At 51.2% G+C, this 14,002-nt stretch carries 12 protein-coding genes; 9 read left to right on the forward strand and 3 right to left on the reverse strand.

The features are described from left to right. Window positions 1-190 precede the first annotated feature (190 nt). Complete coding sequence (gene fhuB / locus ACT3T7_RS14515; protein ID WP_172118087.1) at window positions 191-2,188, forward strand: Fe(3+)-hydroxamate ABC transporter permease FhuB; 1,998 nt, start codon at window positions 191-193, stop codon at window positions 2,186-2,188. Window positions 2,189-2,212: 24 nt separating this feature from the next. On the opposite strand, the gene ltaE is transcribed toward fhuB, so the two are convergent. Next, entirely contained in the window at window positions 2,213-3,223 is a 1,011-nt protein-coding gene (ltaE, locus tag ACT3T7_RS14520) for a low-specificity L-threonine aldolase (protein ID WP_444631416.1), read from the reverse strand. 81 nt (window positions 3,224-3,304) lie between these two features. On the opposite strand from ltaE, the gene ACT3T7_RS14525 reads away from it, so the two are divergent. Together ACT3T7_RS14525 and speG are read left to right on the forward strand one after the other, a co-directional pair. Continuing rightward, complete coding sequence (locus ACT3T7_RS14525) at window positions 3,305-4,528, forward strand: NAD(P)/FAD-dependent oxidoreductase (RefSeq protein WP_444631417.1); 1,224 nt, start codon at window positions 3,305-3,307, stop codon at window positions 4,526-4,528. A 55-nt stretch (window positions 4,529-4,583) separates the two neighbouring features. Then, a complete protein-coding gene (gene speG, locus ACT3T7_RS14530) occupies window positions 4,584-5,117 on the forward strand; it encodes a spermidine N1-acetyltransferase (RefSeq protein WP_444631418.1) in 534 nt (177 codons plus the stop codon). 93 nt (window positions 5,118-5,210) lie between these two features. Here speG and ACT3T7_RS14535 read toward each other — a convergent pair whose 3' ends face one another. Next, entirely contained in the window at window positions 5,211-5,333 is a 123-nt protein-coding gene (locus ACT3T7_RS14535) for a hypothetical protein (protein ID WP_264757783.1), read from the reverse strand. A gap of 909 nt (window positions 5,334-6,242) precedes the next feature. On the opposite strand from ACT3T7_RS14535, the gene ACT3T7_RS14540 reads away from it, so the two are divergent. From ACT3T7_RS14540 to ACT3T7_RS14560, 5 genes are all read left to right on the forward strand, one after another. Beyond that, entirely contained in the window at window positions 6,243-7,298 is a 1,056-nt protein-coding gene (locus tag ACT3T7_RS14540; protein ID WP_172118082.1) for an ABC transporter substrate-binding protein, read from the forward strand. Window positions 7,299-7,414: 116 nt separating this feature from the next. Then, window positions 7,415-7,849, forward strand: coding sequence for a tripartite tricarboxylate transporter TctB family protein (locus tag ACT3T7_RS14545; RefSeq protein WP_172118080.1), 435 nt, complete (start codon window positions 7,415-7,417; stop codon window positions 7,847-7,849). 17 nt (window positions 7,850-7,866) lie between these two features. Next, window positions 7,867-9,426 carry a tripartite tricarboxylate transporter permease gene (locus tag ACT3T7_RS14550; protein ID WP_172118078.1) on the forward strand — a complete coding sequence of 520 codons (1,560 nt, stop codon included), beginning with the start codon at window positions 7,867-7,869 and terminating at the stop codon, window positions 9,424-9,426. Then, entirely contained in the window at window positions 9,407-10,975 is a 1,569-nt protein-coding gene (gene garD, locus ACT3T7_RS14555; protein WP_444631419.1) for a galactarate dehydratase, read from the forward strand. The genes ACT3T7_RS14550 and garD overlap by 20 nt, the downstream gene beginning before the upstream one ends. A gap of 51 nt (window positions 10,976-11,026) precedes the next feature. Beyond that, window positions 11,027-12,352, forward strand: coding sequence for an enolase C-terminal domain-like protein (locus ACT3T7_RS14560; protein WP_444631420.1), 1,326 nt, complete (start codon window positions 11,027-11,029; stop codon window positions 12,350-12,352). Between the two features lie 145 nt (window positions 12,353-12,497). On the opposite strand, the gene ACT3T7_RS14565 is transcribed toward ACT3T7_RS14560, so the two are convergent. After that, entirely contained in the window at window positions 12,498-12,659 is a 162-nt protein-coding gene (locus tag ACT3T7_RS14565; protein ID WP_444631421.1) for a hypothetical protein, read from the reverse strand. Window positions 12,660-12,858: 199 nt separating this feature from the next. Between ACT3T7_RS14565 and ACT3T7_RS14570 the strand changes: the two genes are divergently transcribed. Beyond that, window positions 12,859-13,833: a Bug family tripartite tricarboxylate transporter substrate binding protein gene (locus tag ACT3T7_RS14570; RefSeq protein WP_444631422.1), complete on the forward strand. Its 975-nt coding sequence runs from the start codon at window positions 12,859-12,861 to the stop codon at window positions 13,831-13,833. Window positions 13,834-14,002: the final 169 nt, after the last annotated feature.

The following is a 14,002-nucleotide window of genomic DNA, read 5'->3' on the forward strand; positions in this document are numbered from 1 at the left end:
TGATGACACGCTATTACAGCCCTGCGGAGGGCTCACTAACGAGGGCATCAATTGTAGTGCTAATCGTTATCATTTAAAATCACGCGCTTATATTCACCCATGACTGATTAAAAAGCCAAGGCGCTTAAATGACCGTGCTGCCTATCGCGTCCACCGCCCAAGCGTGGACGACTATCCGAGATAACCTGCCATGCTAAGTGCAGCCGTCCTTCAAAAAGCGTGCCGTATGTCGCCTGCCAAGGCCGTTTGGTTACTTAGCTTGCCGCTGTTGGTGCTGTTCGGCATTAGCCTTCATGTTCAGGGCGGTATTGTTTCCGGGTTTCAGGCACTGCTGGCGCCTTCGTTTGGAAGTACCAATGAGGTGTTACTCTATTATGCTTGGTGGCCACGAATAGGCGTGGCGCTTTTGGCTGGCGGCGGTTTGGCGCTGGCGGGTGTGTTGATGCAGCAGGTGCTGCGAAACCCGCTGGCATCACCCACTACGCTTGGGGTGGCATCGGGTGCTAACCTGGCGTTGCTAGCTACCACGTTGATGGCGCCAGGGCTGCTGGTCATCGGACGTGAGTGGGTGGCGTTAATCGGTGGCGGTTTAGCCGTTGGGCTAGTGTTTGCGCTGACCTGGCGGCGTGGGCTAGCGCCTGTGGTCGTGGTATTGGCTGGGTTGGTGGTTAATCTATATTTGGGCGCACTTTCGACCGCGCTGTTGCTGTTCAACCATGAGACGCTGGCGGGGCTATTGATTTGGGGGGCGGGGTCGCTTGCCCAGAACGGCTGGAGTGGGGTAGCCACCTTATGGCCCCACTTGGCCATCAGTGCTGTGGCCGCAGGGCTGTTGTTACGCCCACTGGCTGTGTTGGAACTTGACGATGCCAGCGCCAAGAGCTTGGGTATCTCGCTTAAATATCTGCGTTTTGCTGGGCTCGGGCTTGCGGTGTTTATTACCGGCAGCGTGGTCAGCGTTGTCGGTATTATTGGCTTTATTGGCTTGGCGGCACCCAATATTGTGCGCATGGCCGGGGCACGCCGGTTAGGCAGCCGCATACTCTGGTCGACGCTGCTGGGCGCGGTACTGCTGGCGACCACGGATCTTCTACTACAGCGCTTTTCGGGCATGCTGACGACGCTGGTTCCCACCGGCGCCATTACCGGCGCGCTGGGTGCACCGCTGCTTTTATGGCTCATTCCTCGGCTGAAGCTTCAGGGGGACAGGCCTCCGCAACCCCCGGGGATGCTGGTAAGCCGTCATCCAATGCCGTACCGCTTGGCGATGGGGCTTTTAATCGCGTTATCAATGGCAGTGTGCCTGGGACTGCTGTCAGGCCTGGGCGCTAACGGCTGGGAGTGGATTAGTCCGGCCCACTGGCAGGTGATGGAGTGGCGCCTGCCCCGAGTCATCGCCGCGGCAGCCAGTGGCTTGATGTTAGCCATCGCCGGAACAGTGCTTCAACGCCTTTCCGCTAACCCTATGGCGAGCCCCGAAGTGCTGGGTATCAGTGGGGGTTGCGCGATTGCGTTGATCCTGGGTATTTACGTGCTGCCTGCACCGAGCAACGCAGCGCTGATCGGCATTGGGACCCTGGGGGCATTGACCACACTGGCCGTGCTAGTGATCTTGAATCGCCGTAGTGGCTTTGTGCCTGAGCGGCTGTTGCTTAGCGGCGTTGCAATTGGCGCACTGTTTGATGCAGTGCGTAGCGTGCTGCTGGCGGGCGGCGACCCGCGAGGGCAGCAGGTTATTGCCTGGCTGGCAGGCTCTACGTATTACGTGGATGTGACCAGTGCGGTGGTGGTGGGAAGCATCGCCGCTGTGTTGGCAGTGATAACCCTTCCTTTTACCCGCTGGCTCGACATCCTACCGTTGGGCGCGCCGATGGCTCAAGCGCTGGGTGTGTCCCTGAACCGAGCGCGGTTGGGGCTGTTGCTGCTGGTGGCACTGTTAACCGCGTGTGCCACGCTGGTCGTCGGGCCGCTCTCGTTTATCGGCCTGCTGGCACCGCACATGGCGCGTTTGGTGGGTTTTTCCCGCGCTCGGCAGCAACTGGTTGGCGCCGCATTGATCGGAATGTTGCTCATGGTGCTGGCCGACTGGGTCGGCCGCCAGATTATGTTTCCGTATGAGATTCCCGCAGGCCTTGTTGCCTCGTTGATTGGTGGCGCCTACTTTATGTGGGGCCTGCGGCGTTTATGAGGCTTACGTGCTTAAGCGTTACGCCTAAGGGTGTTGATTGAAGTAAGCGGCCATCACGTCGAGTACCTTTTCGATATCGGCATCATTGATATCGCGGTGCACGACAAGACGCGTGGCGTATAAAAGCTCAATTAAAATATCGTGCTGTTTAAGCCATGTTGAAAGAGTCTGAAGGTGCTCTTCCGAAATGTGTACAAACAGCATGTTGGTGGCTTGAGACGTCACCTCAATACCGGGAAGCAGGGCCAAGCCTTCGGCCAGGCGTGCTGCGCGGCGGTGGTCGTCGGCCAGGTCCTGAATATTGTTATCTAACGCATACTGGCAGGCGGCGGCTATGATTCCTGCCTGGCGCATACCGCCTCCCGCTACCTTACGCCAGCGGCGGGCGCGCTCGATGAAGCCTCGTGGGCCTATCAACGCCGAGCCGATCGGTGCACCCATCCCTTTTGAAAAGCACAGTGAAACGCTATCAAAGGGGCGGCATAGCTGCTCAAGCGGCGCCTGGCTTGCAACGGCCGCATTAAAAAGCCGCGCGCCGTCCAGATGCGTTGCCAAACCTCGTGAGCGGGCAAACTCGGTGGCTTGATGAACGTAGGTTTCGGGCAGCACTTTACCGGCAATGGTATTTTCCAACGCCAAAAGACGCGTGCGGGCAAAGTGAACATCATCGGCTTTAATCGCTGCGCTGATTTTCTCTAACGGCAGGCTGCCATCACTGGCATTTTCAATTGGCTGTGGCTGAATACTGCCCAACACCGCAGCGCCGCCCCCTTCATAGCGATAGGTGTGGGCTGACTGCCCAACGATATACTCATCACCCCGCTCACAATGTGCCATCAGGCCCACCAGGTTGCTCTGGGTGCCGCTTGGAAACAGCAGTGCCGCCTGCTTGCCGGTTAAGGTGGCAAGGTGCTCCTGAAACGCATTGACCGTTGGATCATCGCCCCAGACATCATCCCCAACAGGCGCACTCATCATGGCTTCTAGCATGGCGGCATCGGGTCGGGTGACCGTGTCACTGCGTAAATCGATCATAAAGATTTCCTTTATAAATAAGTGATTTCTACGTTAACCCACTAGTGTTAAAGCTACCGATAAAGGCGTTGTAAAGGGAACATGATGGATCTTAAAAGCGGCTATCCGTTTTGGACAGTAAAGAACGGTCTGTTGGCTACTTTCCCACAGCTAACCCACGACCATCAATGCGAGGTGGCCGTCATCGGCGGTGGCATAACCGGGGCGCTGATTGCCAATGAACTAAGCCAGCACGGCCATCACGTGGTGGTGGTTGAGCGTCGCGATATAGGCTGGGGAAGCACGGCCGCCAGTACCGCACTGCTGCAGTATGAAATTGATACCCATATGACCGAGCTTGCCCAGCGTTACGGTGAAGCAAACGCGGCGCTTGCTTATCAAGCGTGTGCAGAATCAATTTTTGAGCTTGAAGCCTTGGCGCTTGAACTGGAGGATGTGGAGTTTGAGCGCCAGCAAAGCCTCTATTATGCAAGCAGTGGGGAAGACGTAGCGTCGTTGAAAGAGGAACTTTGGCTGCGTCAGAAACATGGTTTTAAGGCCAAGTGGCTTGAGCGGGCAACGCTTTTGGAACGCTACGGCTTTGATGCGCCAGGCGCTATTTTAACCGAGCTTGCCGCACGCATGGACCCTTATCGAATGGTCTATCAGCTGTTTGGCAAGATAGCTACACAGGGCAGCGAGGTATACGACCGTACCCAGGTGGAACGCATGACCCAGCACGGTGAGCATATAGCGCTTACGTTGACGAACGGCGCAACGCTCAACTGCCAGCAGGTCGTGGTGGCCGCAGGCTATGAGTCTCAAGCGTGGCTGCCTGAGCCGGTGGCTAAAAACCGGAGCAGCTATGCATTCGTTACCGACCCGCTAACGCCTGACATGCTGGGCGAGCTTAAACATACCCTCGTCTGGGAGTCTGCGCGGCCCTATCTTTACCTGCGCACGACTCAAGAGGGAAGGCTGCTGGTGGGCGGTGATGATGATGAGCAGGATATTCCCAAGCGTCGCGATGAACGAGTACTGGAAAAAGCCGAGGGGTTGGCAGACAAGGTCAAGACGCTCTGGCCGTCGTTAACGATTAATCCTACCTTTAGTTGGGCGGGCACGTTTGCCGAAACATGCGATGGGCTGCCTTATTTTGGTCCTCATGATTCCCATGGGCCAAACGTGCACTTTGCCATGGCGTACGGCGGAAACGGCATTAGTTACAGCATGATAGGGGCCAAGCTACTGCGCGCTTTAATTGAAGGAAAGCCGCATCCGCTGGCAGAGTTATTTTCGTTTAAACGCCATATTTTAGCCACGTAACGGGCTATGTGATATTACCACCCCACGTTGTCGTTACACGATGAGATCAGCGCCCATGAACCACTTGCTATTTTTACGTGCCCTTGAGCGTGGCGACCTGCGCTTTGTGCATGAACTTAATAATAATCAAAGTATTATGTCGTACTGGTTTGAGGAGCCCTACGAATCATTTGATGAGCTGGAGGAGCTTTATAACAAACATATCCATGATAATGCCGAGCGACGGTTTGTAGCGGAAGACAGCACCGGCACGGCGATTGGCTTGGTGGAACTGATTGAAATTGACTACATCCATCGCAGCGCAGAGTTCCAAATCATTATTACTCCGGACCATCAGGGAAAAGGATTTGCACGTTCGCTGATCCGCCAAGCTTTACACTACTCGTTTACCATCCTGAACCTTCATAAGGTGTTTCTCATCGTCTCAGTGGAGAACGTTAAGGCGATTCACCTTTATGAAGAGAGTGGGTTCATCGAAGAAGGACATCTGGTTCAGGAGTTCTTTATCAACGGCAAATACCGAGACGTAAAGCGGATGTATACCCTGCAGGAGGCTTATTTAGCAGCGCTTGAAAGCGACGCTACCTAGTGGCTGGCTGATGGATAGTTTGAATGGCGTACTCAGGCACAAAAATAACGCCTCCAAGGGGAGGCGTTGATAGGGGGTAAACAGCCGCGGGCTTTAGTAATCACAAAGATAAGCGGCAAAGGCATCAAACGCTGCGCGCTGCGCAAGCGCGTGCTGTGCCCATACTTCCATAATGTCCGCATTCGTGGCCGGGTACTGAGTCATTGAGTGTTGCATAGCATGCACTCCTGTTAGCAGGGGAGTTAACAACGGTTCTTGTTATGAGGATTTTGGTTGTGCGTCGCAGCATTGGCTGCGGCGGAGGATAGTAGGCGTTTTTGAGGGTTGACGCTAGTCCTAACGTTGTAGGTAAAAGACGATGGGCTGTAAGTAATGGCTTACAGGTTGAGTGGATGAGTGCTTACATTATTGAATGAAAAAGGTTTTCACAAACAATATAAAAAAAGCCTCAGGGTGCCAGGAGTTGGATGTTTTTTAGCCGTTCGCTGGTGAACTGACGTGTAACCCCAAAGCTAAAGCCCATGGCCACATGTCTGGTTTTAAAGCTCCGTCATCGCCCCTTCGTTAGCGCTTTCTCCTCGAGTAGCTCGCAGCCTCCCACTAAGTGCTGTCTAGGCTAACGCATGAGCTTGCACTGTTATTGTTGGGTCTGTTGGTTAGCTGTGGGTCAACATGCACTATTTTCTGGAGCATGGCTAATAGTTTTGCTGCTTATATTTGCTGCACTGCACACTGTGTTCAACCGTTTGTTTTGATAGTTTTTTATTTTTTCTTGAGACAAAAGTCTATGTTATGTGTAGTTAAAACTTTGGTCTCAATTTAAGCAATAAACCTTGCGACACTCGGTACTTGGCAATAATGTTTGTTTGTATGATGTATGACGATAAGCCGTAATAGAGCCATGTGTGAGAGGCGACTCTGCTCTCAAGGTTTTAACTAATCACTTATTAGCTTGTGAAATGAGTTGATGCGGCTGTATTCGCAGGTTTGTGAAGAATGCTTGGTTTTCGTAAAGATAGGTGTGCTGAATCGATGGCAGAAGTCGTTGGAGCAGTTTTTTGATAGTGCCAACGAATAAGTATCTTCAAACCGATAAAATCAACAATGAACGCAAAAGGTGAATTTATGTTGCTATCAAAGAAAACAATGATGGGCGTTGGCTCTGCTGGCTTGATTGCAGCATTAGCCATGCACTCTGGCATTGCCATGGCACAAGAGGCCCAGATGCGAGGCAATATCCGCGTCGTAATTGGCTCTACTTCTACTGGTGGCGACACTTACCAAAACGCCAGCATCGTAGTTGATCGTTTAGCCGAGCACCTCGGTTTAAATATGAAGGTTGATGCCGTAGGCGCAAGCTCAGCGTTTCGCACGCTGGATAGGGATTCTCGGGGCAATACCCTGATGATTTTTCATGACCAATCCTATCTTGGTCATCTCTATGGCGTGCAAGGCTATGACGATGTCTTTGAAAAGTACACGATTGGGCCGACTATCGCGATCAACCCCGGTAACGCCTATCTCGTGGCCAAAGACTCTCCTTATGAGACACTCGACGATATCATCGAGGCGGTAGGTAACGGCGAAACCGTGCGCGTAGCTATCCAGCCCGGCGGTGTTTCCGAGATTGGCTTTAGTGCATTGAAAAACGCCATTGCTATTGAGCACCCGGGACAGGAAGACAATCTGGTAGCCGTTAATACGGGCTCTCAGTCTGATAAAAATCAGCAACTGTTTGACGGTCAAGCCGATGTCATTAATGGCAGTGTCCAGGCCAATGAGCAGTACACCCGTTTACCCGAAGATGACCAGAAAGCCATGCGCTTTGTATGGTTGACGGCACGCCAAGGCACTATCGAGCAGGCGCCGGAAGAGGGGCTTGGCCAGACGACCCGCGAGCAACTTCTTGAATACGTCGAGCCTAATGTGAATGTCACCATGGGTGAAGACGAAAACTTTACCTTCGATAAAGAGTTCTTCTTCATTTACAACAAAGAGATGGACCAAGGTATCGTAGATCAGATTGATGAGGCGCTTGTTGCAATATATGACGAAGGCAGCATTCAGGAGGCGCAGCTGAATGCCTTCTTTATTCCTGACTTCAAGCCTTCAGAAGAGGCTTCTGAATACCTTCAAGAGAAAATGTTCCGCTACGAAGACATCATCAGCAACATCAACTAAACGGGCGGGCGCTAGTAGCTTGTTACTAGCGCCCTATCCATGCGCTGAGCATGGGTAGGGGCCAAGCGTATATACCTTACTTATACGCACGCTGTGTTAATACTTCTGGAGTAAATATGGAGTCAGGTCTGTTTAGTGTTTCGATAGATTTCGGGACTTCACACTTATTCTTTCCCACCATTATCCACTGGATTCTGGGTGGGCTGTTTGCCTTGATTCTAATAACCAAGGTAGCCCCCTTTATGGCTGCGGTTAAGCGAGGAGAGCGCACTTTACCCATTATTGGTGAATCAAGAGACAATTTTCGTTTCTTCGGCACCTTTGCTTTGATAGCCGCGTACTTTTATCTGATGGCGGTTGTCGGTGATCTGTTCCCCTATACGGGCTATGGCTTTCTGTTTGTCTCAATAGCGTTTGTACTTCTCATGTCGCTACTTTATCTGCATGAGTGGACGAAAAAAGCCCTCGTTATTGTCGTCATCAATGCTGTTGTCGCTCCTACGCTGGCTTGGTTTGTGCTCGCCAAGCTATTCACCATCACACTGCCATAACCGACGCGAGTACCGCCATGGAATTTTTGTCAGTTCTCGATTTTACTTTTTTTCTACTCGTTGGATTTGGCACCCTTGTAGGTATCATTTTCGGCGCGATCCCAGGCATGACGGCTACCATGGCCGTCGCTGTCTGTCTGCCACTTACCTATGCTTTGGGGTTGAACCATGGCTTGGCACTGTTGCTGGGCCTCTATGTGGGCGGAATTTCAGGCGGTATGGTACCAGCGGTACTTCTGAATATCCCCGGTACGCCTTCTTCGATAACCACCACCTTCGACGGCTACCCTATGGCGCGTAAAGGGGAGGGTGAAAAGGCATTGCGCATTTGTGTCATTGCCTCTGTCATTGGCGGTCTTATTAGCGCAGCCGTACTGTTCCTGTTTGCGCCACTGCTGGCGGATTTTTCGATCAAATTCTCTTATGTAGAGAAGTTCCTGATTATCTTGCTGGCATTGAGCGTTATTGCCTCTCTTTCAAATAGCATGCTGATCGGTATATTTAGCGGCGTCATTGGCGTCTGGCTAAGCCTCATTGGCGATTACAGCATTTCTGACGGTGGTAATGGTCATACGCGGCTGATGTTCGACTTCATGGAACCTTACCTGTTTGAAGGCTTCTCGCTGCTACCGGTGCTAATCGGCATTTTCGGTATTTCCACCATTTTGCTGGAGGCTGAAAAAGGCGTAAAACGCGATGTCGCTGGGCAACGTATTAAAATTGGTAAAGAAGGTGGGTTTTCGCTGTCTATCTTTAAGGGCAGCCTGACTAATCTGACACGCTCTTCTTTTATTGGCACTTTTGTGGGGATGTTGCCGGGCGTGGGTGGCAGTGCCGCTTCCGTTCTCGCCTATACCCAAGAGAAAAACCTGGCACGTAACTCGTCTCAGATGGGCAAAGGAGCGCCACAAGGGTTAATCGCCTCGGAGTCTGCTAATAACGCGCTGACCGGTGGTGCGCTCATCCCCCTGCTCTCGCTTGGCATTCCAGGTGATGCTACCACGGCAGTACTGATTGGCGCCTTTACACTACAGGGAATACAGGTCGGGCCTCTGTTCATCCCGGAAAATCATGAAACATGGTACGTCATGATGACGGCTTTGGTGCTTGCCAATGTCGTGATGTTCTTTTTGATGTTCTTTGCCATCAAGTACATTGCCAAAGTGGTAATGGTGCCCAAACATATTCTCTATCCCATTATTGTGATGATGTGCGTGGTGGGCGCTTACGCCATTAATTACGGCATCATGTTCGATGTTTGGACTCTGCTTATCTTTGGCGTTCTGGGGTATTTGATTCAGAAAATCGGCCTTGAAATAGCGCCACTAATCATCGGCTTTATTCTGGGAAGTCAGGCCGAGGTATATTTTGTAAAAAGCCTTGAGTCCTTTGGCACCTACTCAGTCTTCTTCACTAAAAGCCCGATTGCCATGGTGCTGTGGGGTTTGATCGCTGCCTCTGTGGTGTTTGCAATCATCATGGGCATCAGGTCTCGTGCTCGCCAAAAAATGGAGCTAAGCCAAGCCTCGGGCCCGCACATCGTTTCAGGAAAACACCATGGCTCAAACAATGACTAATTCGCGCGTAATTAAAGTACATCCGAACGATAATGTTGCCATTGTGATTGAGCAGGGCGGGTTGGCTGAAGGTGTGAGTATCAGCGAGGGGTGTACTACCTTGATGCCTATTCCGCAGGGCCACAAGGTGGCATTGACAGCGATTGCCCAGGATAGCCCAGTGATTCGCTATAACGAGGTCATCGGCACCGCCGTGGTGGCTATCGAGCGTGGCGGCCACGTCAATGAAACCAATGTGCGCTTGCCGACGGCCCCAGGCCTTGACGAGCTCTCGTTGGCCACGCGACAGGCGCCAGCTTCCGAACCGCTCGAAGGCTATACCTTCGAAGGGTTTCGCAATCTGGACGGCGGCGTGGGCACCAAGAACGTGCTGGGGATTACCACCAGCGTTCAGTGCGTGGCCGGCACCGTGGATTACGTAGTCAGTCGTATCAAGCGTGAATTGCTGCCACGCTTTCCCAATGTTGATGATGTGGTCGGGCTCAACCATAGCTATGGCTGCGGCGTGGCGATCAACGCACCGGCGGCGATTGTGCCCATTCGTACGCTAAAAAATATTGCGCTGAACCCCAACTTCGGTAACGAGATCATGGTGATCGGATTGGGTTGCGAAAAGCTTCAGCCCTCGACACTGCTCGAAGATCGCCCAGTCAAAATCTATGAAAACAGCGAAGCCGCCGATCCGGAAGCCAACGTACTGAGTCTTCAGGATGAGAGCTTTGAAGGGTTTGGTGACATGGTCGACGGCATTTTAGCCATGGCCGAGCGCCATTTGGAACGGCTCAACAAGCGCAGTCGTGAGACCTGCCCTGCATCTGATCTTGTGGTGGGTATGCAGTGTGGAGGAAGTGATGCTTTCTCTGGCGTCACTGCGAACCCAGCCGTCGGCTTTGCTACTGATCTGATCGTAAGAGCCGGCGGTAGCGTGATGTTCTCTGAAGTCACGGAAGTGCGCGATGCCATCCACCTGCTAACGCCGCGAGCTATTAACAAGGAAGTGGGAAAAGCGCTGATTGAACAGATGGCTTGGTATGATGATTACCTCTCTCAAGGACAGGCTGATCGTAGTGCCAACCCCTCGCCTGGCAACAAGAAAGGCGGGTTAAGTAATGTCGTTGAAAAGGCGCTTGGCTCGGTGATTAAGTCGGGTAACTCGCCCATTGTGGATGTGATTGGTCCTGGTGAGCGCTTACGGCGTAAAGGGCTCACCTTTGCAGCTACACCGGCGAGCGACTTTATTTGCGGGACTCTGCAATTGGCGGCAGGCATGAACCTGCAGGTGTTCACCACAGGCCGTGGAACGCCCTATGGTTTGGCAATGGTGCCGGTGCTAAAGGTCTCCACTAATTCACAGTTAGGAAGACGTTGGCACGACATTATCGATTTGGACGCCGGTCGCATCGCCACGGGTGATGCCAGCATTGAAGACGTTGGATGGGAGCTTTTTCATCTGATTCTCGATGTGGCGAGTGGGCGCAAGCAAGCCGCTGCTGATCGATTGGGTATCCATAACGATCTAGTGTTATTTAATCCTGCACCTGTGACATGAGTGTGGAAAAGACATCCTGGCTGGACTAATAGTACAAGAGGTTAGTGAGTTATGTTCCCGAGAATTAAATCCATGAGCGTCGTTCCTGTTGCTGGCTACGATGGGTTCTTGCTCAACTTGAGCGGCGGCCATGCACCATGGTTTATCCGTTGCGTTGTCATTCTTGAAGATGACGCCGGTAATAAAGGGGTAGGTGAAATTCCTTCTAGTGCCGGTATTCTTAAGGGCTTGGAGCAGTGCCGGGATATCGTTGAAGGGTCACGCATCAACAATATCAAACAAACTCTCAATAATGCGCGCTTGGCATTGGCCAAAAATGGCCGTGAAGAGCGCGGCCGCCAGACGTTTGATCTACGAGTCGCTGTTCACGTTATTACGGGTATCGAGTCCGCATTGTTAGACCTTTATGGCCAAACGTTGCAGCTGCCTGTCGCCGATTTGTTAGGGCAATATGGCCGTCAGCGCGATGAGGTAGAGGCTTTAGGTTATTTGTTTTTACTTGGAGATCCTGGCAAAACCGATCTCCCATATCCTCAAACATCAGACCCTAAAGATGCGTGGGATGAAGTTCGCTATCAGGAAGCGCTAACGCCTGACGCCGTGGCGAGCTTGGCTAAGGCTGCCTTTGAGCGTTACGGATTCAAGGATTTCAAACTTAAAGGCGGTGTGCTGCGCGGTGAAGAAGAAGCTGACTGCATTCGCGCCCTTTATGAAGCCTTCCCGGAGGCGCGTTTGACGCTGGATCCCAACGGCGCATGGAAGCTTGATGAGGCGGTGCGTGTTCTGGACCCGATCAAGCACCTGCTTAGCTATGCAGAAGATCCTTGCGGCCAGGAAGAAAGCTACTCAGGTCGTGAAACCATGGCTGAGTTCAAGAAGCGTACAGGCCTGCCCACAGCAACAAACATGATTGCGACCGACTTTAAGCAATTGCAGTACGCCGTACAGCTTAATGCTGTGGATATTCCGCTTGCTGATTGCCATTTCTGGACCATGCAAGGAGCGGTCATGGTTGGCGAATTATGCAACGAGTGGGGTATGACTTGGGGTTCGCACAGCAATAACCATTTTGATATTTCACTTGCGATGATGACGCATGTTGCGGCCGCCTGCCCTGGAGAGATTACGGCGATTGATACCCACTGGATCTGGCAGGATGGGCAGCGTATTACGAAAAATCCGTTTTTAATTCGAGATGGAAAAATTAAGGTTCCTACCACACCTGGCTTAGGAATTGAATTGGATGACGATAAGCTTATGGAAGCACATCGCCTTTATAAAACCCTGGATGTAACGCAACGAAATGACGCCATGGCTATGCAGTTCCTTGTTCCTGATTGGAAGTTTGATCCTAAACGCCCAGCATTGGTTCGTTAAATGAACGGTAAGTCTAGTATGTTAGACGATTAGAAGTTTCTCTTACGCTTTGGTTAACTATAATTTTCTTGCTTGTATAAAAGATAGTTGATGTTTCCAAGTTTGCTGCTTATTAATCAGCGTGGTTTTGCTTTTAATTTGCAGCTTACTTGGTGTATTTCATCAAGTTATAATTAGTGGCTTTGCACAATTTGTGTAGAGTAGCAAAACTTTCTGTTCCTGTTCCTGTTCCTGTTCCTGTTCCTGTTCCTGTTCCTGTTCCTGTTCCTGTTTCTGTTTCTGTTTCTGTTCCTGTTCCTGTTGCCATTATCGTGTATCACTTTGACCGGTACGAATGTTGGCAGAGCAAACTATTTGGCTAAGTCTGGACTATAGTCGTATGTTCAACGTATTAAACCCACGCTAGGTTATGGTTGTATGATTAAATACATATGATGTTTGAGGCGGCATACTATTAATACCGAAATTTAACATAACTACAAAATTAACAACCTGGAGCAGATGTCATGATAAATATCAAAAGCTTATTTGTAGGTGCTGCGTCTGTATCGCTGATCGTAGCCGGTAATGTCGCTTTAGCTAATGAATTCCAAGGGCCTGTTAGGATCGTTGTTCCGTTTGCGCCTGGAGGCACCTCAGATATTCTTGCACGTTACATTGCGCCAGAACTCTCCGAAGCCATTGGTCAACCCGTCATTGTCGAAAATAAGGCGGGGGCAGGGGGGAATATTGGCGCGGACTATGTGGCTAAAGCAAACCCTAACGGGCATACGCTTTTACTTTCGGATCTGACGGCACTACTCGCTGCGCCCAGCGTACTTGATAATGTTGCTTATGATATTGAAAGCGACTTGTCGCCTGTAACGATGGTTTCTTATTCGCCTTATGTGTTAGGCATGTCACAGCAGCATAATTTTGAAAGCTTTGATGATCTGGTCGAGTATTCTCGCAATAATCCTGGTGATATCGCCGTCGCAACATCCGGTGTAGGAGCCAACAATCATATTACTACCGAGCGATTAATCCAGGATTTAGGGCTTGATTGGACGGTCATTGCTTATCGAGGTGGGTCTGATGCTACGCGTGCCGTAGTGTCTGGTGAAAGTGATATGTTATTAAACGGTACAACAGCTTCCCTTCCTTTTGTTTTAAATGATCAAATGAGTGCGCTAGCAGTAACTGGAGAAGAGCGGTTAGAGGAGCTCCCTGATACGCCAACGTTTCGTGAGCTAGGACTTCCGGGTGAGCTTGATGGAACCTATCAAGGTATTTTGGTAACGGCAGGCAGTCCACCAGAAGTAGTTGAACGCCTTCAGAAAGAGCTTGCGGATATACTGGCGACTGAAGAGTTACAAGCAAAAATTGCCCAACAAGGCGGCCAGGCTCGACCTTCTGAAACATCTGCTCAGTTACAGGAATGGATGACCGAACAAATGGCAGAGTTAACTGCATTTATTGCTGGGTCTGATATTAAACAATAATTGTTAGCTATTAATATAAAAATAGAATCCTGCTCTTTGGAGCAGGACTCTCGTTGCCCAAGAAAAGAGAAAAGAAGGATGAGAGTACTCACCAATAGAGATTTTCTGGCAGGGTTAATGTGCCTTGTACTGTCGATATGTGTACTTTGGCAGGCACAAGACTATAGTT

It is taken from the genome of Halomonas sp. 111 (assembly GCF_052379685.1).
Classification (GTDB): Bacteria; Pseudomonadota; Gammaproteobacteria; order Pseudomonadales; family Halomonadaceae; genus Vreelandella; species Vreelandella citrativorans.

What these genes read in the sequence shown, in the direction of transcription:
- fhuB (WP_172118087.1), top strand. Translation starts at nt 191, where the DNA reads ATGCTAAGTGCAGCCGTCCTTCAAAAAGCGTGCCGTATGTCGCCTGCC.
- ltaE (WP_444631416.1), bottom strand. Translation starts at nt 3,223, where the DNA reads ATGATCGATTTACGCAGTGACACGGTCACCCGACCCGATGCCGCCATG.
- ACT3T7_RS14525 (WP_444631417.1), top strand. Translation starts at nt 3,305, where the DNA reads ATGATGGATCTTAAAAGCGGCTATCCGTTTTGGACAGTAAAGAACGGT.
- speG (WP_444631418.1), top strand. Translation starts at nt 4,584, where the DNA reads ATGAACCACTTGCTATTTTTACGTGCCCTTGAGCGTGGCGACCTGCGC.
- ACT3T7_RS14535 (WP_264757783.1), bottom strand. Translation starts at nt 5,333, where the DNA reads ATGCAACACTCAATGACTCAGTACCCGGCCACGAATGCGGACATTATG.
- ACT3T7_RS14540 (WP_172118082.1), top strand. Translation starts at nt 6,243, where the DNA reads ATGTTGCTATCAAAGAAAACAATGATGGGCGTTGGCTCTGCTGGCTTG.
- ACT3T7_RS14545 (WP_172118080.1), top strand. Translation starts at nt 7,415, where the DNA reads ATGGAGTCAGGTCTGTTTAGTGTTTCGATAGATTTCGGGACTTCACAC.
- ACT3T7_RS14550 (WP_172118078.1), top strand. Translation starts at nt 7,867, where the DNA reads ATGGAATTTTTGTCAGTTCTCGATTTTACTTTTTTTCTACTCGTTGGA.
- garD (WP_444631419.1), top strand. Translation starts at nt 9,407, where the DNA reads ATGGCTCAAACAATGACTAATTCGCGCGTAATTAAAGTACATCCGAAC.
- ACT3T7_RS14560 (WP_444631420.1), top strand. Translation starts at nt 11,027, where the DNA reads ATGTTCCCGAGAATTAAATCCATGAGCGTCGTTCCTGTTGCTGGCTAC.
- ACT3T7_RS14565 (WP_444631421.1), bottom strand. Translation starts at nt 12,659, where the DNA reads ATGGCAACAGGAACAGGAACAGAAACAGAAACAGAAACAGGAACAGGA.
- ACT3T7_RS14570 (WP_444631422.1), top strand. Translation starts at nt 12,859, where the DNA reads ATGATAAATATCAAAAGCTTATTTGTAGGTGCTGCGTCTGTATCGCTG.